The following is a 21,251-nucleotide window of genomic DNA, read 5'->3' on the forward strand; positions in this document are numbered from 1 at the left end:
CGTCCTTGTCCGCCCCCGCGACTCTCTTGACGCATGGGGCTCGGCATGCACCTTATGATCCCAGTTGAGGAGATGGGAATGCCTCTCGACAAGCTTCTGTCCGGCCTGGCCCGCGCATGACGCGGATCGGCCGCACGCAGCGTCCGGCGCTGTCGGACACCAGGGCCCTGCGCTTCCGCGCCGCCTGGCTCTATTTCCGTCAGGGCCTCACCCAGGGCGCAATTGCGGACGAACTCGGCGTCAGCCGCGCCACCGTCATCCGGCTCCTTGAAGAGGCCCGCCGCCGCGGCGAGGTCCAGATCTGGATCCAGCCGACCCCGGAAGAGCTGCAGGCGCTTACCCGGCAGCTCCGCGCCAGCTACGGGCTGGAAGATGTCATCATCACCCCCGGCGAGGGAACGCCGGAGGAGACCGCCGCCGATGTCGGCGCGGCGCTCGGCCAGTACCTCTCCGGCGCGATCGCCGACGGGATGACCGTGGGCACCGGCTGGGGCCGAACGCTCGACGCGGCACTGGCCACCTTCCGCCCCGAACCGCGCGAGAGCGTGCGCGTCGTCTCGCTTCTCGGCGGGCGGCTCGAGGCGCAGGCAATGAACCCGGTGGATTTCTCCTGGCAGATCGCCGCCGCGCTCGGCGCCGAGTGCCTGCTGTTTCTCGCGCCCCTGATCGTCGATTCGGCCGAGACACGGCACCGCCTGATGGCCGATTGCGGGCTCGACGCGATCCCGAAGGCCGCCGAGAAGCTCGACCTCGCCGTGGTCAGCTGCGGGGACATCGGGCCAGAGGGCTCCTCCTTCAGCCGCGACTTCCTGCCGCCCGGGGTGCTGGACCGTCTGATCGCCGACGGCGCGATCTGCGACATGCTCTGCCAGTTCCTCGACGCCGAGGGCCACCCGGTGAAAAACGACATTGCAGAGCGGGTGATGTCGGTCGACCTGGACCTCGTCGCGCGCGCCGGCCATGTCGTGCTCGCCTCCGGCGGCAGGGCCCGCGCCCCGGCGATCCGGGCGGCGCTTCTGCGCCTCAACTGCCACACGCTGATCACGGACGAGGCCGCGGCCCGCGCTCTGGTCGACCTGCCCGCGCCGAAGCGCTAGGGCAGCAAACCGGGGCGACGGACGATCCATCGCCCCGGCGGGAAGGCTCGTGGCCTCAGGTGGCGTAGGCCGGCGCCCGGCCCGCACGCAGCGCGTAATAGGCCACGCCCGCGATCCCCACGCCGAAGAACCAGCCATAGGTGCCCCACCAGCTCGGCAGCAGGTCGGTGAAGAACGGCAGGATGGAGGAGAAGATCATTCCGATCACGAGCGCCACGAAGGCCCGCCCGTGCCAGCCGCCGTCAAAGCGGAACTCGCCGTCTTCCTGATAGAGCGCGGCGACATCGATCCTGCCCTTCCGGATCAGGTAGTAGTCCACCATCATGATCCCGAAGACCGGGCCCATGGCCGAGCCGATGAAGTTCACGAAATGCGCGGCTCCGGTCTCCCAGGGCGCGATCGGGTAAAGCAGAAGCGCGATCGCCGCCGCGATATAGCCGCCCTTCTTGAAGTCGATCTTGCTCGGGAAGACGTTGGCGAAGTCGAAGGCGGGCGACACGAAGTTTGCCACCACGTTGATGCCCAGCGTCGCCACCGCGAAGGTCAGCGCCGCCAGCGTCGCCAGGAACAGGCTGGAGAACTTCGAAGAGATCTGGTCGGGGTGGATCAGCACCTCGTGATAGACCGAATAGCCCGCCGTCGTGGTGACACCGGCCACCAGGCAGAAGGCCAGCAGGTTCACCGGCAGACCCCAGAGGTTGCCTTTCCAGACCGCCCGCTCATCCGTCGAATAGCGCGAGAAGTCGCAGAAGTTCAGGTAAAGCGCCGCGAAATAGGTCACCCAGGTCGCCGCCACCGCGGCCAGCGCGGCGAAAGAGCCCGGCAGCCCCGGCACGCCGGCATCCGCCGTGGCCTTCATCAGCGCGTCATGCGGGATCTCCGACCCGAAGGAGAATGTGCCCGATTTCACGACGAGGTAGATCGAAAGCAGAAGCATCATGATCCAGACCGCCGGGCCCGCCCAGTCCTGGAACTTGCGCACCGTCTCCATCCCGCGCTGGATGATCAGAAGCTGCAGCGCCCAGACGACGACATAGGCGATCACCTCCAGCGTCGAATGGCCCAGCATGTGGCTGGAGTGGTTGAACGAGGCCAGGCCCGGGTTGCGGATCAGCAGCGCCACGATCGCGCCCGATGCCGCCGAGGTCTGCGCCCCGTACCAGAAGCAGGCGACGACCGCCCGGATCAGCGCCGGGATGTTCGCCCCGAAGGTCCCGAAAGAGGCCCGCGCCAGCACCGGATAGGGCACGCCCGTCCGCGAACCGGCAAGCCCGACCATCGTCATCAGCCCGAAGATGACGATCGAACCGATGCCGATCGCGATGATGAAGTTCAGAAAGCTCCCGCAGAGCAGGAACAGGCTCGCGGCCAGGTAGTAGCCCCACAGCGAATGCACGTCCGATGTCCAGACGTTGAAGATGCTGAAGGCGCCCCATTTCCGCTCGGTCGCGGGGGCCAGGTCCTCGTTGTAGAGGGCCGGAGATGGATTTGTGATCTGCACTGTTTCATCCCTTCCTGTTATCGTTGTTATCGGCCTGCGTGATCCCGCCACCCGTCCGCGTAAGGCGCGAACGGCCACAGGCCATCACGGTGTGTGACGAAGCGTAAAGGGGCCGATACAGTCGGGATCCGTAGCGCTCCCAGTGACCCCGAAGGCGACCCCTTAACCCGTGTCACGATGATCGTGATCGGCGCGCGAAACAATCAGGCGATCCGAAACAACACTTTTCGGGTTTTTTTGAAAGTTCTTCGCAAACTTCCGTTGAGCGCCAGGCTTGACCGGGCCCGCTCGCGCCATCGGCGTCCGCCGCCCTAGCCCGCCAGCAGCGCCCGCGCCGCGCCCTCGTCCGTGACCAGCACCGCGCCCGGAAACCGCCGCAGCGCCGCGCGGATCGCCGGCGCCCGCGCCGCGCCGCCCGCGGCCAGAACCACATGGCCCGCCCGCGCCACCAGCTCCAGCTCCGCCGCCATCAGCCGGCCCCTGAGGCTGTGGTCCACCTCCCGGCCAGCGGCGTCGAGGAAATGGCACATCACATCCGCAACCGCTCCCTGCACCGCCAGCTCCGCCCGGATGCCCGGCGCCAGCCGATCGGTGGCAAGCGACCCGCCCAGGCTCAGCGGATCGCCGCAGCCCATCACCGCCAGGTCCAGCCGCCCGGCCATCTCCATCACGCGGCCCAGGCCGGAATGCTCCAGCAACCTCAGCCGCGTGTCTGCGCTGTCCACGATCAGGGGCGCCAGCATCAGGTGACAGCGCGCCCCGGTCAGCCCGGCCAGCCGCCAGGCGAATTCCGCCGGATTGGCCGCCCCGAATTCCACCAGCCCGCCCATAAGCGAGACCACCTGCATCCCCTCGCGCCGCTGCGGCTCGACATGGCCAAGCGCCGCCTTCAGCACCCGCCCCCAGCCGGTGCCGACGACCATCCCATCCGCCAGCGCGCCCGAGAGAAGCCGCCCCAGCGCGGCCCCCACGGCCTCCGCCGGATCCGGCCCCTCCGGCGCCACGATCGCCTCCGACAGCCCGAAGGCCGCCTCCAGCTCCACCGCAAGGCCCACCGGCCCGGATCCCTCGCCACCGATCCAGACCTGGACCTCGCCCTGCCGCATCGCTTCGTCCAGCTGCCGGATGACCGTCGCGCGGCTCACGCCCATCGCCTCCGCGACCTCGCGCTGGGTCATCCCCCGCCCGTGGTAAAGCCAGGCCGCGCGAATCCGCGCGCTCATGTTGAAATTCCCTCTCGTATCAGCATGTTGGCGCGCGAAGCTAACTCGACGTGGGGCATGTGCCCGGCCCCTTCGAGCAGCGCGAAACTGTCCCCCCAGCCTGCCGCGCGTGCCGGATCACGCGGGTTGATCCTGTCGTGCTCGCCCCAGATCAGCCGCACGGGTACATCCTCCGGCAGGGCCGGAGGCGCCATCTCCAGCACCGCCGCGCCGATCCGGGCCAGCGCCTCGCGCCGCCCCGGCCGCGCAAGACCCGCCAGCACATGCCCCGGCAAGCCCGGCGCAATCATCCGCGGCCGGACGACCAGCCGCTGCAGCAGGGCCATCGCCTGCGTCTCTTCCTCGACCCAGGGGAACTGTTCGACGAAGTCCCGATCCACCGAGGCGCCCAGCCCCGCCGGCGCGATCAGCGCCAGCGCCGAGACCGGCAGCATCCCGGCCAGCTCTACCGCCACAGCGCCGCCCAGCGAGTGCCCGACCACGGCGACCGGCCCGGCAAAGGCCGCCGCCACTGCCGCCGCGACCGCACGCGCCAGGGCCCGGGGCGAGCCGTCGCCCACCTCCGCCGGCGCCGCGCCATGCCCGGGCAGGTCCACCGCCCAGACCCGGTGCGTTGCGAAGAAGGCCGGCGCCGTCGCGGGCCAGGCCAGCCGGTCCGCGCCGAATCCGTGGATCAGAAGAAGATCCTGCCCCGCGCCCCCCAGCACGGCCAGCCGTGCCTCCGGCGCGCTCATTCGATCTCGGCCAGGGGCGCGCCAACCTCCACGATCTCGCCCTCCTCGACCATCTGCTTCAGCACCCCGGCGGCCGGCGCCTCCAGGTCCATCGCCATCTTGGTGGTGGTGATGGTCACGATCGGCTCACCCTCCGCGACCGTCTCGCCGGTGGCCTTCAGCCACTCGGTCACCTCCGCCTCGCTGATCTCGTTGCCAAGCTGCGGCACGACGACTGGCACCATCTTCGCCTCCGTTCAAAGCCCGCGACGGGCAAGATCCAGGTCATCCCAGCGGCGCAGCCCGCGCGCGTTGCGGCCGGTCCGGGGATAGAATTCATTGGTCACGATATCCACGATATCATAGGCTTGCGGGAAGAAGCTCGTCTCCATCTCCGCCCCCGGCACGATCCAGTTCGGCGCCCCAAGAACGCGCGGCGGCGCCTTCAGGTCGCCCCAGCCGAAACGCGCCGCATTGGCTGCCACCGTCATCGCGAAGCTGCCCCGCTCGGAAGCCTCCGTCACGATCAGAAGATGCCCCGTCTTCTTCACCGAGGCCAGCACCGGCGCGTAATCGAACGGCACCAGAGAGCGCGCATCGATTACTTCGGTCTCCACCCCCAGCCCCGAAAGCTCCTCCGCCGCCTTCAGCGCGGGATAAAGCGCGGGGCCAAAGGTCAGCACCGTCACGTCGCCGCCCGCCCGCTTCACGTCGGGCAGGCCCAGCGGGATCCGGTAGTAGCCCTCCGGCACCCCCTCCGCCCGGAAGGTCTCCACCTGGTCATAAAGCCGCTGGCTTTCGAAGAAGACCACGGGATCCTCCGACGACAGTGCCGAGGCCATCAGCCCCTTCGCATCGTAAGGCGTTGCCGGATATGCGATTTTCAGACCCGGCACATGCGCTGTCAGGGCCGACCAGTCCTGCGAATGCTGCGCGCCGTATTTCGACCCGATCGAGGCACGCAGCACCACCGGCAGCCGCAGCCCCCCGGCCGACATCGCCTGCCACTTGGCCATCTGGTTGAGGATCTCGTCACCCGCCCGGCCGATGAAATCGCCGTACATCAGCTCCACCAGCGCCCGCCCCCCGGACATGGCATAGCCCACCGCCGTCGCCACGATCGCGGCTTCCGAGATCGGCGCATTGAACAGCCGGTGCCGCGGCAGCACGTCGGCGAGGCCCCGGTAAACCCCGAAGGCCCCGCCCCATTCGCGGCATTCCTCGCCATAGGCGATCAGCCGTTCGTCATGACACATGTGATGCAGGATCGCCTCGGTCAGTGCATCGCGCAGCGTGATCGCGCGCAGCCCCGACAGCAGCTTGCCATCCGCATCATGTCCTGCACGAGCTTTGCGCCCCAAACCTCTGAGAGCAGATGATTTCTCTATCGGCTGAATCAGCGGCGGCGCCCCCTCCGGCACGGCGATCTCCGCCCCCGAGAACACCCGCCGCCCGATGAGTTCCGGATCGCCCGCCACGTCCACCGGCGGGGCGAGCGCCGGGTCCACCGCCGCCCGCGTCACCGCCTCGATCCGCGCGGCCACGCCCGTGCGCAGGTCCTCGACCCCGCCCTCCGTCATCACCCCCTCGGCCACCAGCCCTGCCGCCAGCCGGCCGATCGGGTCATGCGGCTCCCAGAGCTTCATCTCCTCGCGCGAGCGGTAGACCCCGGCATCCGTCGTCGAATGCCCGGAGATCCGGTAGCATTCCACGTCCAGCAGCGCCGGCCCCCGCCCTTCCAGCAGCAGCGCCCGCTTGCGCGCCACGGCCTCGGCCACGGCGAAGGGGTTGGCCCCGTCGACCGTCTCGGCATGCATCGCGTCCGGATTGATCCCCGCACCGATCCGCGACAGACGATCCCAGCCCATCGTCTCGCCCGCGGTCTGGCCGCCCATCGCGTAGAAATTATTTGTGAAGAAGAACAGCACCGGCAGTCCGCCGCGGTGTTCCTCCTCCCAAAGCCGCGTCAGCTGGGCCATGGAGGCGAAGTTCATCGCCTCCCAGACCGGGCCGCAGCCGGTCGATCCGTCGCCCGCGTTGGCGACGCAGATCGCATCCTCGCGGGAGAGCTTGCGGCGCAGGGCCGCCCCGGTGGCGATCCCGGCAGACGCGCCGACGATGGCGTTGTTCGGATAGATGCCGAAGGGCGGGAAGAAGGCATGCATGGAGCCGCCCATCCCGCCATTGAACCCGTTGGCGCGCATGAAGATCTCGGCCAGCAGGCCGAACAGCAGGACATCCTCCGCCAGCGCCGCGCCGCTTCCGCCAAGCGCACCGGCCACCGTGTCGCGCAGCCAGCCGCCGTCATGGGTGGCAAGGATCGTTTCCACCTCCGCGCCGGGCATCCGGGCGATGGCGGCAAGGCCCTTGGCGATGAACTCGCCATGGCTGCGATGGGATCCGAAGATGTGGTCTTCCGGCGAAAGGCCAAGCGCCTGGCCGACCGCCGCCCCCTCCTGCCCGATCGAAAGATGCGCCGGGCCGCGATAGGCGAATTCGATGCCGCGATAGGCGCCGGTGGCCTTGAAGCTCGCCAGCATCGATTCGAATTCCCGCACCAGCAGCATGTGGCGCAGCACCTCGATCAGCGCGGCGTCGCCCCGGGCCGCGCGCTCCGCCGCCAGCGGCCTGTCATAGGCGTGCAGCGGAATCTCGGGCAGGCGCAGCGCCCCGCGGCGATGCGTGATCAAGGGATCGACGAGCAGTTCCTTCGGCATCTCAAATTCCCCCGGCCATCTCCTCCTCCCTGCCAAGCCTTGCAACTTTTGTCAATCTAGATGCGCAAAAGCATATTGTCTTGACTCGTCCCCGGAAGCCGTCCATGTCCCATAAAAAAGGAAGGAGCCGCCATGACCAGCAAGCTCGACCAACTCCGTGACATGACCGTCGTCGTTGCCGATACCGGCGACCTGCAGGCCGTCCGCCGGCTGAAGCCGCAGGACTGCACGACCAACCCCTCGCTCGTCCTCAAGGCGCTGCAGGCGCCCGAGATGGCCGACCACCTCGCCCACGCGGTCGAGGCCGGCCGCGGCGCGGCAGACCCGGTCTCCGCTATCGTCCAGCACCTCACCGTGGGGCTGGGCGCGGAACTGTCCAAGATCGTCCCCGGCCGCGTCTCGACCGAGGTCGACGCCCACCTGTCCTTCGATACCGAGGCCTCGATCGCCAAGGCCCGCGCGCTGATCGCGGCCTATGATAAGCTCGGCATCTCCAAGGACCGCATCCTGATCAAGCTCGCCACCACCTGGGAGGGCGTGAAGGCCGCCGAGGTCCTGCAGAAGGAGGGCATCGACTGCAACATGACGCTGCTCTTCTCCATGGCCCAGGCCCGCGCGGCGGCTGATGTCGGCGCATTCCTCATCTCGCCCTTCGTCGGCCGGATCACCGACTGGTACTCCAAATCCACCGGCCAGAGCTACACGCCGGAAACCGACCCGGGCGTGCAATCGGTCCGCCGGATCTACGACCATTACAAGACCCACGGCATCGAGACCGTCGTCATGGGCGCCTCGTTCCGCAACACCGGGCAGATCGAGGCGCTGGCCGGCTGCGACCGCCTGACGATCTCGCCGGACCTGATGACCAAGCTGTCCGAGGACAATGGCGATCTGCCCCGCAAGCTCTCCCCCGGCGCCGCCAAGGGCACGGCAGAGGCGATCTCAGAACCCGAATTCCGCTGGGACCTGAACGAGGATGCGATGGCCACCGAGAAGCTCGCCGAAGGCATCCGCAAGTTCCACGAGGATGCGCTGAAGCTCGGCAAGATCGTCACCGAGCGCCTCGCCGCCTGATCCTGCCCGCGACATCCGCGGGACTTTGCCGGAACCGGCGGCCATGGCAGCATGGCCGCCGTCTGGTTTCGGGGGCGCGCGGATGAGCGAAGCGACGAAAATGGGCGCCATGGTCCTGCACCGGACCGGCGCGCCGCTGGTCTGGGAGGACCGGCCCCTGCCCGCCCCCGGCCCCGGCGAGATTCGCCTGCGCGTCGAGGCCTGCGCCGTCTGCCGCACCGATCTTCACGTCGTCGATGGCGAACTGCCGGGCGGCCGGCTGCCGATCGTCCCGGGCCACGAAATCGTCGGCCGCGTCGAGGCGCTCGGCCCCGGTCTCGCCGGTCCCGCCCCCGGCACCCGTGTCGGCGTCCCCTGGCTTGGCCACACCTGCGGGCACTGCGCCTATTGCGAAAGCGGGCGCGAGAACCTCTGCGACAGCCCTGAATTCACCGGCTTCACCCGCGACGGCGGCTTTGCCACCCATGTCATCGCCGATGCCGCCTTCGCCTTCCCGATGGAGGGTTTCGGCGATCCGATCGCCGCGGCGCCCCTGCTCTGCGCGGGCCTGATCGGCTGGCGATCGCTGAAGATGGCCGGCTCCGGGCGCCGCATCGGCCTCTACGGTTTCGGCGCCGCCGCCCATCTCATCGCCCAGGTCCTGAAATGGCAGGGCCGCGAGGTCTATGCCTTCACCCGTGAGGGCGACGCGCCCGCGCAGGAGATGGCCCTCCGGCTCGGCGCCCGCTGGGCTGGCAGCTCCGGCGAAGCCCCCCCCGAACGGCTCGACGCGGCGCTGATCTTCGCCCCTGTCGGCGCGCTGGTGCCCCGTGCGCTCTCCACCCTCGTCAAGGGCGGCCGCGTCGTCTGCGGCGGCATCCACATGAGCGACATTCCCGCCTTCCCCTACCGCATCCTCTGGGAAGAGAGGCAGATCCTCTCGGTCGCCAACCTCACCCGCGCCGACGCCACGGAGTTCCTCGCCCTCGCCCCGAGGGCCGGCGTCCACGCCACGACGACCGCCTATCCCCTTGCAAGGGCGAATGATGCGCTCGACGATCTGCGCACAGGGCATGTGCAGGGCGCGGCCGTCCTGATCCCCTGACAGCGGGCCGGAACAGGCCTATCTCTGGGACAGACCGCAACCGAAGGAGAGGCCCCATGTCCCAGCGCCTTCCAACCTATTTCATCTCGCATGGCGGCGGGCCCTGGCCCTGGCTGCCGCAGATGCGCGCCCAGTTCGTGAACCTCGAGGCCTCGCTGAAGCGGATGGTGGAGGATCTCGACGCGCCCCCGAAGGCCGTCTTGATGATCTCCGGCCATTGGGAGGGGCCCGACTTCGCCGTCATGGCCGCGCCGAAGCCGCCGATGGTCTACGACTACCACGGCTTCCCGGAAGAGACCTACCATATCGTCTACCCCGCCCCCGGCGCCCCCGATCTCGCCCGCCGCACGGTCGAGCTTCTTGAGGCCGCGGGCCTGCCGACTCACCTCGACACCACGCAGGGCTTCGATCACGGCACCTTCGCGCCGCTTGCGATCATGTATCCGGAGGCCGACGTGCCGGTCTTCCAGATCTCGCTGAAGAATGGCTACGACCCGGCGGAGCATTTCGCCCTCGGCCGCGCGCTCGCGCCCTTGCGCGAGGAAGGCGTGCTGATCGTCGGCTCCGGCCTCAGCTACCATAACCTGCGCCTCTTCGGCCCGCAGGCGAAGGTGCCGTCGGAGGCTTTCGACGCCTGGTTGGGCGAGACCCTCGCCAAGGCCCCGGAGGCCCGGACCGAGGCGCTGATCCATTGGGAAGACGCCCCCTACGCCCGCGTCTGCCACAAGGAGGAGGATCACCTCGTCCCCCTCTTCACCGCGCTCGGCGCGGCAGAGGGCGACGCGGCAACCCGCGTCTACCATGACGTCGATCTCTTCGGCGGCGTGACGGCGTCAAGCTACCGCTTCGGCTGATCCATCAGAAAGCCCGGCGCCTCCAACAGCGGGGGCGCCGCCTTCAGCGCGGCCAGATCCACCCGCGGCGCGCCAAGGCTGGCATCGCCAGCGAAAGCCGCCTCGATCTCCGCCGCCACGGCCAGAACGCCCAGATCGTCGTTCCGCCGCCCGACGATCTGCAACCCGAAGGGCAGCCCCTTCTCGTCCCGCCCCATCGGGATCGAGATCGAGGGATGCCCGGCCAGCGTCGAGGCATAGGCCATCGCCAGCCAGTGGTAATAGGTCTTCGTCGCCACCCCGTCGATTTCGGTGGGATAGAGCTCGTGCCAGTCGCGCGGGCTGATCGTCACCGCCGGGCAGATCACATAGTCCCATTCGGCAAAGAACGCCTGCCAGCGCCGGTAATAGTCGGAATGCGCCGCCGTCGCCCGGGCGATGTCGAGCGCGGAGTAGCCCAGGCCCTCGGCCACGTTCGCCCGGATGTTCGGGCCGAAGACACCCGGTTGCTGTTCCACGTTGGCATGGTGGCTGACGAGGAAGGAAAGCCCGCGCAGCACCGCGAAGATGCGGTCGGCGTCGTGGCAGTCGGGCGCGGTCTCCTCCGCCCGCCCGAAAAGCGGCGCCAGCGCCTCCGCCCGGGCGCGGAAGGCGCGCCGCACGATGCTCTCGGTCGGGGCAAACCCGTAATCCTCCGTCAGCGCCACCCGGGCCGAGGACAGGTCCCGCCGCGGCAGCCGCCCGAACCCCTCCGGCGCCCAGATCGTCTGCCCGCCGACCACTGCGCAATAGGGATCGCGCCCATCCGCCCGCGCCATGACCGACAGCATCAGCGCCGCATCCGCCACCGTCCGCCCCATCGGGCCGGAGGTCGAAAGCGGCAGCGTCGCCGTCCCGCTGTCGGGGCTTGGCACCACGCCCGGCGAGGGGCGGAAGCCCACCACGCCGCAGAACGCCGCCGGGTTGCGCAGGCTGCCGCCCATGTCAGACCCGGTGGCCAGCGGCGCCATCCCGCAGGCCAGCATCGCGGCCGAACCGCCGGACGATCCCGCCGCGCTCCGCGTCACGTCATGCGGGTTGGCGGTCACGCCATAAACCTTGTTGATCGTGTTCGCGCCTGCGCTGAACTCCGGCACGTTGGTCTTGCCGAAGACCACCCCGCCCGCCCCGCGCAGCCCAGTGACGATCGGATCGTCGGCCTCCGCGATGTTGTCGCGGTAGAGCGTGCAGCCATAGGTCGTGGGCAACCCCGCCACGTCGGTCATGTCCTTCACCCCGACCGGCAGGCCATGCAGCGGCCCGAGCGGCGCGCCCTTGGCCACCGCCGCCTCGGCGGCCCGCGCCTCGGCCAGCACGGCCTCTCGATCCATCGCCACAACGGCGTTCACCGCCGGGTTCACCGCGTCAAAGCGCGCGAGGCAGGCCTCGGCCAGCTCCACCGGCGACAGCGCCCGGCGCCCGATCAGGTCGCGGGCGGCGATGGCGGAAAGATCGGCGGGATCGGTCGTCATGCGGGAAACTCCGGTCAGAGGATGGCGGCAGGCGAAAGCGCGGGCACCGGCGCGCGGCCGGTGGTGATCTCTTCGCCGAGAAGCGCGGCGGTGGTGGGGCCCAGCGTGAACCCCTGATGCCCATGGCCGAAATGAAGCCAGAGGCCCGGCACCCCCGGCGCCGGCCCCGCCATCGGCAGCATCCCCGGCAGGCAGGGCCGCGTGCCCATCCAGGGCTCCGCCTCCACCGGCTGGCCGAGATCGAGAAGCGACCGGATCGCCGCCTCCGACCGGGTGATCTGCTGGCTGCGCTTCGGCGCGCCCGGCCGGGCGATCTCCGCCCCCGTCAGCACCCTCAGCCCGTCGCGCATCGGCGAGACGACGGTGCCGGTTGCCTCGTCCACCACCGGCGCCCCCAGATTGGCACCGCCCGCGAAATGCCGGTGATAGCCCCGCTTCAGCACCATCGGCACCCGGATCCCGAAACGCTGCAGGAACGTGGCGGACCACGGCCCCAGCGCCACCACGCAGTGCGCGGCCTCCACCTCGCCCAGCCGCCAGCCCGCCCCGGCCCGCGCCAGCTCCGTGGCATCACTCCTGACGATCCGCCCGCCCCGCCGCTCGAACAGCGCGGCATAGGCCGCGACGAGCCCGCCCGGGTCGGCACAGCTCCACGCCCCTTGCCACTGCACGGCCCCGGCAAGCGCGCCGGTCAGCCCCGGCTCGGCCGCACGCAGCGCAGCGCCCTCCAGCAGCCGCATCCGCAGGCCATAGGCCCGCGCCATCCGTTCCGCGTCCCGCGCCGCGGCCTCGAAGGCCGCCGCCTCCCGCGCCACCGCAAGATAGCCGCCGCGCCGGATCAGGTTTCCCGCCCCGGCCGCCTCGACCAGCGGCGCATGATCCTCCGTCGACCGGACCACCAGCCCCGCATAGACCCTGGAGGCCGCCGCATGCCGCGCCGGGGCCGAGGCCCGGAAATACCGCCAGAGCGCCCCCGCCTGCCCCGGCAGCCCCGCAAGCTCCCAGCGCACGCCATTGTCGCGCCCCAGGGCGATGCGCCAGAGCGCGGCGAGGCTCCGCGGCATGGCATAGGGCTCCGCCGCCTCGCTCTGGATGATCCCGGCGTTGCCGTAGCTCGTCTCCCGCCCGGGCAGCCCGCGCTCGACCAGCACCACGTCACACCCCCGCGCCTGCAGCGCCAGCGCCGTGGCCGTTCCGACCATGCCGCCCCCGAGAACAAGAACCTCGCTCATCATCTCACCCCGCGCCGCCCTGTCCCGCCCCGATGTCCCAGAAAAGACCCGTCATCATCCGCAGCGACTCCCGCGTCGAGCTGAGCAGCAGATGCTCGTCCGGCGCGTGCTGCGAGCAGCCCGGATAGGAATGCGGCACCCAGACCGTTGGCAGGCCCAGCCCTTCCGAGAAGCACTCGTTCGGGATCGAGCCCGCCAGGTTCGGCAGAAGCGCCGGCCGCTTCCCCGTCGTCTCCGCCACCGAGGCGGCGACGCGCGCGACCCAGGGGTGATCAGGCGCCAGCCGCGTCGCGTGGAACAGCCCCCGGTCCGCCGGCACGACCTCCACCTCGCCAAAGCCCCCGGCATCGAGATGCCGCCGCAGCGCGGGCAGGATATCCTCCGGGTCCGTCCCCACCACGTAGCGCAGCTGGCAATGCGCCCGCGCCTCGCCCGAGATCGCGTTGACCGGCGCCTCCGGCACGCCGCTGGTCTGGGCGAGCACCGCGAAGGAATTCCAGCCAAAGGCCCGCTCGGACGGCGTCAGCGCCTCCTCACCCCAGTCCACGTCCACCTGCGGGCCCTCGAACCCGCCCACCGGGCAATCGGCCAGTGCTGCGCGCACCTCCGCCGTCAGGCTGGTGGGCCGCCATTCCGGCACAAGGATCTGCCCCCGCCGGTCGGCGATCGACGCGATGGCATGCGCAAGCACCAGCGCCGGGTCCTTCAGCAGCCCGCCCCAGTTGCCCGAGTGATGCGCGCCCTCGCGATACTTCACCCGAAGGTCGAAATTCACCGCACCGCGCGACCCCATGAACAGCGTCGGCCGCTCCGGATGCAGCTTCGGCCCGTCCGAGGCGATCAGCACATCTGCCGCGAACCGCGCCCGCTCGGCCGCGAAAAGCGCGCCGAGACCGGGAGAGCCGCATTCCTCCCCCGTCTCCAGCACGATCCGGCAGTTGAAGCCAAGCCGCCCGCGCTCCGCGATCACCGCGCGGAGCGCTGCGAAGTTGATGCAATGCTGGCCCTTGTTGTCGGCCGTGCCCCGGCCGTAGACCCTGTCGCCCTCGACCACCAGCCGGAAGGGCGAAAGCCCCTCGCGCCAGCGCCCCTCCTGCGCGCGGATCACGTCGCCATGGCCGTAGATCAGCACCGTCTCGAGGCCCGGATTCTCGATCCGCTCGGCGGCGAGGAACGGCAGCCCCGGGGCTTCCGGACGCTCGAGGATCGTGGTCGAAAACCCCATCCCCGCCAGCCGCGGCACCATCAGCTCTTGCAGGTAGCGCCGAAGCTCGGCCCGCTTTGCGGGCTCCTGGCTCTCGCTCTCCACCGCGACCATATCGCCCAGCTCGGACAGGAACGCCCCGCCGTCGAGATAGGCCTCGATCCGCTTCAGCGCCCCGGTCCGCGTGGGCATCAGACGTCCTCCTCGGCCACCGCGTCGCCCCAGGGCGACATGATCTCCGTGCAGCCGGTGTTGAGCCCGCCGTCCCGCATCACACCCGCCGGGCAGGCGAAGGCATAGGGAAAGACCGTCCGCTTCGCCGTCACGACCGGCGCGACGGCCTCCAGCGCGCCGACGACCTCCGCCGGCAGGCTCTCGTCCGCGACGATGGTGCCCCCGCCGGAATTGTCGATCCGCGGCTGGTGGAAGGCCTCCTCCAGCGTCATCCCGTAGTCGATCAGGAAGGACGACAGGTTCAGCACCGCCGGCAGGATCTTCCGCCCGCCCGAGGCGCCGATGGCGAAGCGCTGGTCGCCGATCTCGCCCAGCGTCGGGCAGACGTTCATCAGGCAGCCCTTGTCCGCGGCCAGAGAGTTCGGCCGCCCCGGCTCCGGGTCGAACCACATGATGCCGTTGTTCATCACCAGTCCCGTCGCGGGAGAGACGACGCCAGAGCCGAAGACCGAAAGCGGCGTCTGCGTCACCGCCACCATGTTGCCCTCGCGGTCCACGACCGAGAAATGCGTGGTGCAGGCGGGGGCATTGGGCGCCTCGTGATCCCCCATCTCGCTGAAACGCCGTTCGTAGGTGGCCGACAGCGCCCGCGCCATGGCGGCATAGCCCGCCCCGTCCGGCCGCGCCCCCGGCGTCGTTCCGGCCATAAGGCCGAGGCATTCGGCCAGGTTCGGCCCCGCCGTCAGCCCCTCGGGCGCGTGGACCACCCCGCCGTGATAGGGGACGGAGATCGCCCCCGTCGCCCGCGCCCGGTAGGCGGCAAGGTCCTCCAGCGACAGGCACCCGCCCTTGGCCTGCACGTCGGCGACCATCGCCCGCGCGATCTCGCCCTCGTAGAAGTCCCGCGCCCCTGCCTCGGCCAGCCGCGCCAGCGTTGCCGCCAGCTGGCTCTGATCCAGCCGCTGCTGGCTCAGAGCCGTCCAGCCCGCGCCCTTGGGCCAGGTGCCCTCGTCAAGGAAAAGCGCCGCCGCATCCGAGTCGCGCGCCAGGTCGCGCGCCGCCGAACCGATCATCAGCGAGGCATACCAGTCGACGACCATCCCCTCGCGCGCCAGTTCCGCCGCCGGCGCCAGAAGCTCGCGCCAGGGCATTTTCCCATGCCGCGCATGGGCCAGTTCCACCCCGGCGACCGTCCCCGGCACGGCGATGGCCGTGGCACCCCGGATGTTGCGGTCGTCCTCCACCGCGGCCCAGGGAAAAAGGTCGGAGGCCTTGCCGCCCGGGGCCAGCGGATAGTCCCTCGGGTCGAGGCCTTTGGGAGAGCGCATCCCGAAGAACACCGTCTCCGCCCGCTGCTCGGCCGCGCGCCAGATCATCATCGCGCCGCCGCCCGCAGGCCCGCTCATCCAGGGCTCGAGGACGGACACCGCGAAAGAGGTCGCCACCGCCGCATCGACCGCGTCGCCCCCCGCGGCCAGCACCGCCGCGCCGACCTCGGCCGCCCGCCGGTGCTGGCTGGCGACCACGCCGCCCTTCGTGGCCCGCGTGGGTTTGCGGGTGATCTGGCTCTTCGAAAAACTGTGCATCTCTGGTCTCCCCTGCCGCAACTAGTGACGCGGCAGAGAAGCAAAGGCAATCACCGGAGGTCGAGAAGCGAACGCCGATCGGCGCCCCCTCGCGTAGGGTGCGCATTCATTGCGCACCGCTCGCCCGCTCCCGCGGACGGAAACCGTCCCTTGGCCCTCAGTCCTCGAAGCGCGACACGTCCCGCACCGCGCCGCGCGCAGCAGAGGTGGTGAGCGCCGCATAGGCCTTCAGCGCGGTCGAAACCTTGCGCTTCCGGTTGGCCGGCTTGAACCCCTTCTCCGCCTGCTCGGCCCGACGCTTCGCCAGCTCCTCGGGCGAGATCGCGAGGTCCAGCTTGCGGTTCGGGATGTCGATCTCGACGATGTCGCCCGGCCGGATCAGCGCGATCGCCCCGCCTTCCGCCGCCTCGGGCGAAACATGGCCGATCGACAGCCCCGAGGTCCCGCCGGAGAAGCGCCCGTCGGTCAAGAGCGCGCAGGCTTTGCCCAGCCCCTTCGACTTCAGGTAGCTGGTGGGATAAAGCATCTCCTGCATCCCCGGGCCGCCGCGCGGGCCCTCGTAGCGGATCACCACCACGTCGCCCGCCTTCACGTCGCCGCCGAGGATCGCCGCCACAGAGGCCTCCTGGCTCTCGTAGACCTTCGCGGGGCCCGAGAACTTCAGGATCGAGTCGTCCACGCCCGCCGTCTTCACGATGGCCCCGTCCTCGGCGATGTTGCCGTAAAGCACCGCAAGCCCGCCGTCCTGGGAGAAGGCATGTTCCTTGTCGCGGATCACGCCCTTTTCACGGTCGAGGTCCAGGTCGTCCCAGCGCATCTCCTGGCTGAAGGCCACCTGCGTCGGCACGCCGCCCGGGGCGGCCTTGAAGAACTGGTGGACGGACGGGCTGTCGGTCCGCTTCACGTCCCAGCGGCCCAGCGCCTCCGGCAGGGTCTCGGCATGGACCATATGCACGTCGCGGTTCAGAAGCTCGGCGCGGTCAAGCTCGCCAAGGATCCCCATGATGCCGCCGGCGCGGTGCACGTCCTCGACATGCACGTCCGACTTCGCGGGCGCCACCTTGCACAGGCACGGCACCCGGCGCGACAGCCGGTCGATGTCGGCCATGGTGAAGGGCACCTCGCCCTCCTGCGCCGCGGCCAGCAGGTGCAGCACCGTGTTGGTCGACCCGCCCATCGCGATATCGAGCGACATCGCATTCTCGAACGCCTCGAACGACGCCACGTTGCGCGGCAGCACGCTCTCGTCGTCCTGCTCGTAGTAGCGGCGCGCCAGATCGACGATCAGATGCCCCGCCTCGACGAACAGCCGCTTGCGGTCGGCATGGGTGGCCAGCGTCGAGCCATTGCCGGGCAGCGCGAGGCCCAGCGCCTCGGTCAGGCAGTTCATCGAATTGGCGGTGAACATGCCCGAGCAGGATCCGCAGGTCGGGCAGGCCGAACGCTCCATCACCTGCACTTCCTCGTCGCTCACCGAGTCGTCGGCGGCCACGACCATCGCATCGATCAGATCGACGGCCTTGGTCTTGCCCTTCCAGGTGACCTTGCCCGCCTCCATCGGCCCGCCGGAGACGAAGACGACCGGGATATTCAGCCGCATCGTCGCCATCAGCATGCCGGGCGTGATCTTGTCGCAGTTCGAGATGCAGACCATGGCATCGGCGCAATGCGCGTTGACCATGTATTCGACCGAGTCCGCGATGATCTCGCGCGAAGGCAGCGAATAGAGCATGCCGTCATGGCCCATCGCGATCCCGTCGTCGACGGCGATGGTGTTGAATTCCTTGGCGATGCCGCCGGCCTGCTCGATCTCGCGGGCGACCAGCTGGCCGAGGTCCTTGAGGTGCACGTGGCCCGGCACGAACTGGGTAAAGGAGTTCACGACCGCGATGATCGGCTTGCCGAAATCGCTTTCCTTCACCCCGGTCGCCCGCCAGAGGCCGCGCGCGCCGGCCATGTTGCGTCCATGGGTGGTGGTGCGGGAACGGTACTGGGGCATCGGCTCATCCTCCTGTCTTGCGGTGACGACATAGCAGGCGAGCCCCGCCTCGACCAGAGGCGCCGTCAGTCGCTCACGGCATCCTTTGCGCCGCAAGGATCGGCCCGCCCGGCCCCGCCTGCACCAGCGCCGCCGTCTTCAGGACCGGATCTCCGGCCGGCGGCAGGGCGAAGCTTGCGCTGCCCCCCTGCCATGACCCGAGGCGGACGAGCTCCTTGACGATATTGCGATGCGGCAGGGTGCGGCCCGCGTTCTCGCCCGCCCGCACCGCGACATCGAGCGTGCGGGGATCGTAGCGCACCAGCCAGACCACGGCGCCCCCCTTCGGGCCCGCACCCGCGACGCTCAGCCGCCCGCCCTCCCAGCCGATCCTCGGCCCGCCCGCGCCCCGGTCATAGGTGCGGATCGCACGGTCGATCTCTCCCGCCCGGTTGCCGATCATCTGCGGCGTGTAGACGGTGCTGCGCCCGCCGGCCTTGGCGTAGTCCCATTGGCGCTCGGTATAGGCGGGGCGGCCAAAGGTGTCCTTCCAGCCGAGGTAGTCCCAATAGGTGACCGAGAAGGAGAGCGCGAGCACATCCGCCCGCCCGGCAATGGCGTTGAGGTTGGCGTTGGCGGGCGGACAGGAATTGCAGCCCTGGCTCTGGAATTCCTCGACCACGGTCGGGTGCAGCCGGTCCGCAGCGCTGGCCTGTCCCGCAGCGAGCAGCGCGAGGGCGGCAAGGGCGGAGAGCTTCGGGGCAAAGGTCATCGGCGCGTCCTCCATGCGGGATCCCATTGTCAGAGGACGCGCCGAAGGCAGAGACGTTACAGAAGGCGGCGCCCCTTTGAGGCCGGGCATCCCCCCCGGCCCGAAACAGCGGTGCGTTAGCACCGCCGGGGCAGCGCCCGTCCGCCCCCAAGGGCGGGCGCTTTTGGTGAGTCAGGTTCCCGACGAGAAGAAGGGGGCGATTAAGCCATAAACGGACAGACCTCAGCCGCAGCCAGCGCCCCCCCGCGGACGGGCCCTGCCCCTCCTCACCACGCAGCGCATTCATTACGCACCGCGCCCCGCCCCCTCACGCCGCCGGAAACCGCAACCGCACGACCAGTCCCGGCGCCGCGTCGCCAAGCTCCAGTTCCGCGCCATGCACCTCCGCGATCGCCGCCACAAGCGCGAGGCCCAGCCCCGAGCCCGGCGTCGTCCGGCTCCGCTCCAGCCGGTAGAGGCGGCGCAGCACCTTGCCGCGCTCCTCCTCGGGAATGCCCGGCCCGGTGTCGGCTACCTCCAGCACCACGCCCCCCGCCTCGACGCGCACACGCACGAAGATCCGGCTTCCCGGCGGCGTATGGCGCAGCGCGTTCTCGATCAGGTTCGCCAAGGCCTGCCCCAGCAGCCCGCGGTCGCCCGAAACCTCGGTCGCCCCCTCCGGCAGGGCCAGCTCCAGGCTCTGGCCGCTGTCCTCGGCCGAGGGCTCGTAGATCTCGGCGAAGGTCCGCGCCACCTCGGCCAGGTCCACCGGCCCGAACCGCGCCTTCGGGCTGCCGCCCTCGATCTGCGCGATCTGCAGCAGCGACTGGAAGGTCGCGACGATCCGTTCCGCCTCCTCCCGCGCGCGGCCCGCCAGCTCTGCCTCCGGCTCCGCCAGCCCCTCCTGACCCGCCAGCCGGTCCAGCATCAGCGCAAGCCTCTGGATCGGCGTCTTCAGGTCGTGCGCGATATCGGCAGAGACCTGGCGCAGCGCCTCGGTCGAGGCCTCCTGCCCCGCCGCCATCCGGTTCACCCCGTCGCCGATCGCCGCCAGGTCATCGGCCCGCGGCAGGCCCGCCACCCGCGCCGAAAGATCCCCCGCCGTCAGCCGGTCGAGCGTCGCGGTGATCCGCGCCACCTTCGCATCGCTCCGCCGCGCCAGGTAAAGCCCGCCGCCCAGCGCGATGATAATCGTCGGCAGCAGGCTGAGAAACAGCACGTCAAGGAAGGTCGCGCCCAGCGCCTCCAGCGGCTCCCGGCTCTCGGCCAGGATCAGCTGCCCGCCGAAGAAATTCCCCGCCAGCCCGAAATAGTTCCGCGGATTGCCCTTCTTTCCGGGCCCGAGGTCGATCTGCAGATACCCCTGCGGCCCTCGCGACAGCGCGGCATTGCCATAGACCTGCCCGTCCGGCGCAAGGTAGCTGAGGATCATCCGCGACGGATCCGTCACCGCCCCCTGGTTGGCGATCAGCGCGGCCAGCGCCGAGGCGGAGGGCGCAGCCGAGAACCCCGCCATCTGCCGCTGCAGGTCATCCTTCATCCCGGCCATCAGGCTGGAGCGGATCAGCAGATAGGTCGCCCCGAAGCTCGCCAGGCTCACGCAGGCGAAGAGCGCCAGCAGGAACCCTGCAAGGCGCAGCGGCGTCGAGCGCCTTATGGAGGGCAGACGCAGCCGCACCTAGCCCTCGATCCGGTAGCCCGCGCCGCGCACGGTCCTGATAAGTTCGTGGTCGAACGGCCGGTCCACCTTGGCGCGGAGCCGGCTGATATGGGTCTCGACCACGTTGGTCTGCGGATCGAAACGGATGTCCCAGACCGATTCCAGCAGCATCGTGCGCGTGACGACCCGGCCCTTGCGGCGCAGAAGCTGCTCCAGAAGCGCGAACTCCCGCGGCAGAAGCTCGATCTCCTGGCCCGCCCGCACCACCCGGCGGCTCAGCAGGTCCATCCGCAGGTCGCCCGCGCTCAGCACTGTCTCCGCCTCCTTCATCTGCGGCCGCCGCGCGAGCGCAGAGACCCGGGCCGATAGCTCGCCGAAGGCGAAGGGCTTCACCAGGTAATCGTCACCGCCCGCGTTCAGCCCCTCGATGCGGTCGTCGACCCCGCCGAGAGAGGTCAGGAACAGCACCGGCGTCCGGTCCTGCGCCGCCCGCAGCGACTTGACCAGCGACAGCCCGTCGAGCCCCGGCAGCATCCGGTCGACCACCATCACGTCGTATTCCTCGGTGGCGGCCCGCACGAGCGCCTCGCGCCCCTCGGAGAGCTGGTCGACGGCATGGCCCTCCTGCCGCAGGCCGTCGGCGATATAGCCCGCCGTCGTCGGATCGTCTTCCACCACGAGGATGCGCATCTGTTGTCGTCCTTTCCTCCGGGTCCGTCCCGACCTTCTCACATGCGGCTTGGCCGAACCTGTCGCCGGCATGACAGTTCTGCAATCTCGGCCCCGCCCCGTTCCCGCAGCCGTGATCGCAGCGTGACCCTTTCTTGCAGATTTGTAATGCACCCGAGAGCGGCTTGCGAGGCGGCTGCGCCATCTCTTTGCCATCCGGTCGGGTCGCCCCGGCCGAAGCAGA

Annotated in this window: 17 protein-coding genes; 4 read left to right on the forward strand and 13 right to left on the reverse strand. The window is 70.0% G+C overall.

Annotation, left to right across the window (positions count from 1 at the left end; translation table 11 throughout):
• Positions 1–116: 116 nt before the first annotated feature.
• Positions 117–1,097 (forward strand): sugar-binding transcriptional regulator, encoded by a 981-nt coding sequence (locus EIP85_RS02030; RefSeq protein ID WP_127900460.1) that lies wholly within the window; start codon positions 117–119, stop codon positions 1,095–1,097.
• A 55-nt stretch (positions 1,098–1,152) separates the two neighbouring features.
• Here EIP85_RS02030 and EIP85_RS02035 read toward each other — a convergent pair whose 3' ends face one another.
• From EIP85_RS02035 to EIP85_RS02055, 5 genes are all read right to left on the reverse strand, one after another.
• Positions 1,153–2,598 carry an NCS1 family nucleobase:cation symporter-1 gene (locus EIP85_RS02035; protein ID WP_127900461.1) on the reverse strand — a complete coding sequence of 482 codons (1,446 nt, stop codon included), beginning with the start codon at positions 2,596–2,598 and terminating at the stop codon, positions 1,153–1,155.
• Between the two features lie 311 nt (positions 2,599–2,909).
• On the reverse strand, positions 2,910–3,821 hold the full coding sequence (locus tag EIP85_RS02040; protein ID WP_127900462.1) for a sugar-binding transcriptional regulator: 912 nt from the start codon (positions 3,819–3,821) through the stop codon (positions 2,910–2,912).
• Positions 3,818–4,555 (reverse strand): alpha/beta fold hydrolase, encoded by a 738-nt coding sequence (locus tag EIP85_RS02045; RefSeq protein WP_127900463.1) that lies wholly within the window; start codon positions 4,553–4,555, stop codon positions 3,818–3,820. The genes EIP85_RS02040 and EIP85_RS02045 overlap by 4 nt, the downstream gene beginning before the upstream one ends.
• Positions 4,552–4,779 (reverse strand): biotin/lipoyl-containing protein, encoded by a 228-nt coding sequence (locus EIP85_RS02050; RefSeq protein ID WP_127900464.1) that lies wholly within the window; start codon positions 4,777–4,779, stop codon positions 4,552–4,554. The genes EIP85_RS02045 and EIP85_RS02050 overlap by 4 nt, the downstream gene beginning before the upstream one ends.
• A gap of 12 nt (positions 4,780–4,791) precedes the next feature.
• Positions 4,792–7,251, reverse strand: a complete 2,460-nt coding sequence (locus tag EIP85_RS02055) for an alpha-ketoacid dehydrogenase subunit alpha/beta (RefSeq protein ID WP_127900465.1) — start codon at positions 7,249–7,251, stop codon at positions 4,792–4,794.
• 132 nt (positions 7,252–7,383) lie between these two features.
• Between EIP85_RS02055 and tal the strand changes: the two genes are divergently transcribed.
• The 3 genes from tal (at position 7,384) to EIP85_RS02070 (ending at position 10,263) form a co-directional block, all read left to right on the forward strand.
• Entirely contained in the window at positions 7,384–8,325 is a 942-nt protein-coding gene (tal, locus tag EIP85_RS02060) for a transaldolase (RefSeq protein WP_127900466.1), read from the forward strand.
• Positions 8,326–8,407: 82 nt separating this feature from the next.
• The gene (locus EIP85_RS02065; protein ID WP_241559862.1) at positions 8,408–9,409 is read left to right on the forward strand and encodes a zinc-dependent alcohol dehydrogenase family protein; all 1,002 of its coding nucleotides are present in this window, start codon (positions 8,408–8,410) and stop codon (positions 9,407–9,409) included.
• A 56-nt stretch (positions 9,410–9,465) separates the two neighbouring features.
• Positions 9,466–10,263, forward strand: coding sequence for a DODA-type extradiol aromatic ring-opening family dioxygenase (locus tag EIP85_RS02070; RefSeq protein ID WP_127900467.1), 798 nt, complete (start codon positions 9,466–9,468; stop codon positions 10,261–10,263).
• Here EIP85_RS02070 and EIP85_RS02075 read toward each other — a convergent pair.
• The 8 genes from EIP85_RS02075 to EIP85_RS02110 form a co-directional block, all read right to left on the reverse strand.
• The gene (locus tag EIP85_RS02075) at positions 10,248–11,753 is read right to left on the reverse strand and encodes an amidase (protein WP_127900468.1); all 1,506 of its coding nucleotides are present in this window, start codon (positions 11,751–11,753) and stop codon (positions 10,248–10,250) included. The two genes, EIP85_RS02070 and EIP85_RS02075, sit on opposite strands and share 16 nt — an antisense overlap.
• Before the next feature lie 14 nt (positions 11,754–11,767).
• Entirely contained in the window at positions 11,768–12,985 is a 1,218-nt protein-coding gene (locus EIP85_RS02080) for an NAD(P)/FAD-dependent oxidoreductase (RefSeq protein ID WP_127900469.1), read from the reverse strand.
• Between the two features lie 4 nt (positions 12,986–12,989).
• Complete coding sequence (locus tag EIP85_RS02085) at positions 12,990–14,381, reverse strand: M20 family metallopeptidase (protein ID WP_127900470.1); 1,392 nt, start codon at positions 14,379–14,381, stop codon at positions 12,990–12,992.
• The gene (locus EIP85_RS02090) at positions 14,381–15,949 is read right to left on the reverse strand and encodes a gamma-glutamyltransferase (RefSeq protein WP_127900471.1); all 1,569 of its coding nucleotides are present in this window, start codon (positions 15,947–15,949) and stop codon (positions 14,381–14,383) included. Before EIP85_RS02090 ends, EIP85_RS02085 begins: the two co-directional genes overlap by 1 nt.
• 157 nt (positions 15,950–16,106) lie before the next feature.
• Complete coding sequence (ilvD, locus tag EIP85_RS02095) at positions 16,107–17,948, reverse strand: dihydroxy-acid dehydratase (protein WP_127900472.1); 1,842 nt, start codon at positions 17,946–17,948, stop codon at positions 16,107–16,109.
• A gap of 73 nt (positions 17,949–18,021) precedes the next feature.
• The gene (locus tag EIP85_RS02100; RefSeq protein WP_206615425.1) at positions 18,022–18,699 is read right to left on the reverse strand and encodes a DUF1223 domain-containing protein; all 678 of its coding nucleotides are present in this window, start codon (positions 18,697–18,699) and stop codon (positions 18,022–18,024) included.
• Positions 18,700–19,006: 307 nt separating this feature from the next.
• Complete coding sequence (locus tag EIP85_RS02105) at positions 19,007–20,356, reverse strand: HAMP domain-containing sensor histidine kinase (protein WP_127900474.1); 1,350 nt, start codon at positions 20,354–20,356, stop codon at positions 19,007–19,009.
• Positions 20,357–21,028 (reverse strand): winged helix-turn-helix domain-containing protein, encoded by a 672-nt coding sequence (locus tag EIP85_RS02110; RefSeq protein ID WP_127900475.1) that lies wholly within the window; start codon positions 21,026–21,028, stop codon positions 20,357–20,359. It abuts the gene before it with no gap.
• Positions 21,029–21,251 lie beyond the last annotated feature (223 nt).

The sequence above is a fragment of the Solirhodobacter olei genome (assembly GCF_004010155.1).
GTDB lineage: Bacteria > Pseudomonadota > Alphaproteobacteria > Rhodobacterales > Rhodobacteraceae > Solirhodobacter > Solirhodobacter olei.

Excerpts from the sequence above, each read along its gene's own strand:
- EIP85_RS02110 (WP_127900475.1), bottom strand. The coding sequence starts at position 21,028 with ATGCGCATCCTCGTGGTGGAAGACGATCCGACGACGGCGGGCTATATC.
- ilvD (WP_127900472.1), bottom strand. The coding sequence starts at position 17,948 with ATGCCCCAGTACCGTTCCCGCACCACCACCCATGGACGCAACATGGCC.
- EIP85_RS02090 (WP_127900471.1), bottom strand. The coding sequence starts at position 15,949 with ATGCACAGTTTTTCGAAGAGCCAGATCACCCGCAAACCCACGCGGGCC.
- EIP85_RS02065 (WP_241559862.1), top strand. The coding sequence starts at position 8,408 with ATGAGCGAAGCGACGAAAATGGGCGCCATGGTCCTGCACCGGACCGGC.
- EIP85_RS02055 (WP_127900465.1), bottom strand. The coding sequence starts at position 7,251 with ATGCCGAAGGAACTGCTCGTCGATCCCTTGATCACGCATCGCCGCGGG.
- EIP85_RS02080 (WP_127900469.1), bottom strand. The coding sequence starts at position 12,985 with ATGAGCGAGGTTCTTGTTCTCGGGGGCGGCATGGTCGGAACGGCCACG.
- tal (WP_127900466.1), top strand. The coding sequence starts at position 7,384 with ATGACCAGCAAGCTCGACCAACTCCGTGACATGACCGTCGTCGTTGCC.
- EIP85_RS02040 (WP_127900462.1), bottom strand. The coding sequence starts at position 3,821 with ATGAGCGCGCGGATTCGCGCGGCCTGGCTTTACCACGGGCGGGGGATG.
- EIP85_RS02045 (WP_127900463.1), bottom strand. The coding sequence starts at position 4,555 with ATGAGCGCGCCGGAGGCACGGCTGGCCGTGCTGGGGGGCGCGGGGCAG.
- EIP85_RS02100 (WP_206615425.1), bottom strand. The coding sequence starts at position 18,699 with ATGACCTTTGCCCCGAAGCTCTCCGCCCTTGCCGCCCTCGCGCTGCTC.
- EIP85_RS02070 (WP_127900467.1), top strand. The coding sequence starts at position 9,466 with ATGTCCCAGCGCCTTCCAACCTATTTCATCTCGCATGGCGGCGGGCCC.
- EIP85_RS02075 (WP_127900468.1), bottom strand. The coding sequence starts at position 11,753 with ATGACGACCGATCCCGCCGATCTTTCCGCCATCGCCGCCCGCGACCTG.
- EIP85_RS02085 (WP_127900470.1), bottom strand. The coding sequence starts at position 14,381 with ATGCCCACGCGGACCGGGGCGCTGAAGCGGATCGAGGCCTATCTCGAC.
- EIP85_RS02030 (WP_127900460.1), top strand. The coding sequence starts at position 117 with ATGACGCGGATCGGCCGCACGCAGCGTCCGGCGCTGTCGGACACCAGG.
- EIP85_RS02050 (WP_127900464.1), bottom strand. The coding sequence starts at position 4,779 with ATGGTGCCAGTCGTCGTGCCGCAGCTTGGCAACGAGATCAGCGAGGCG.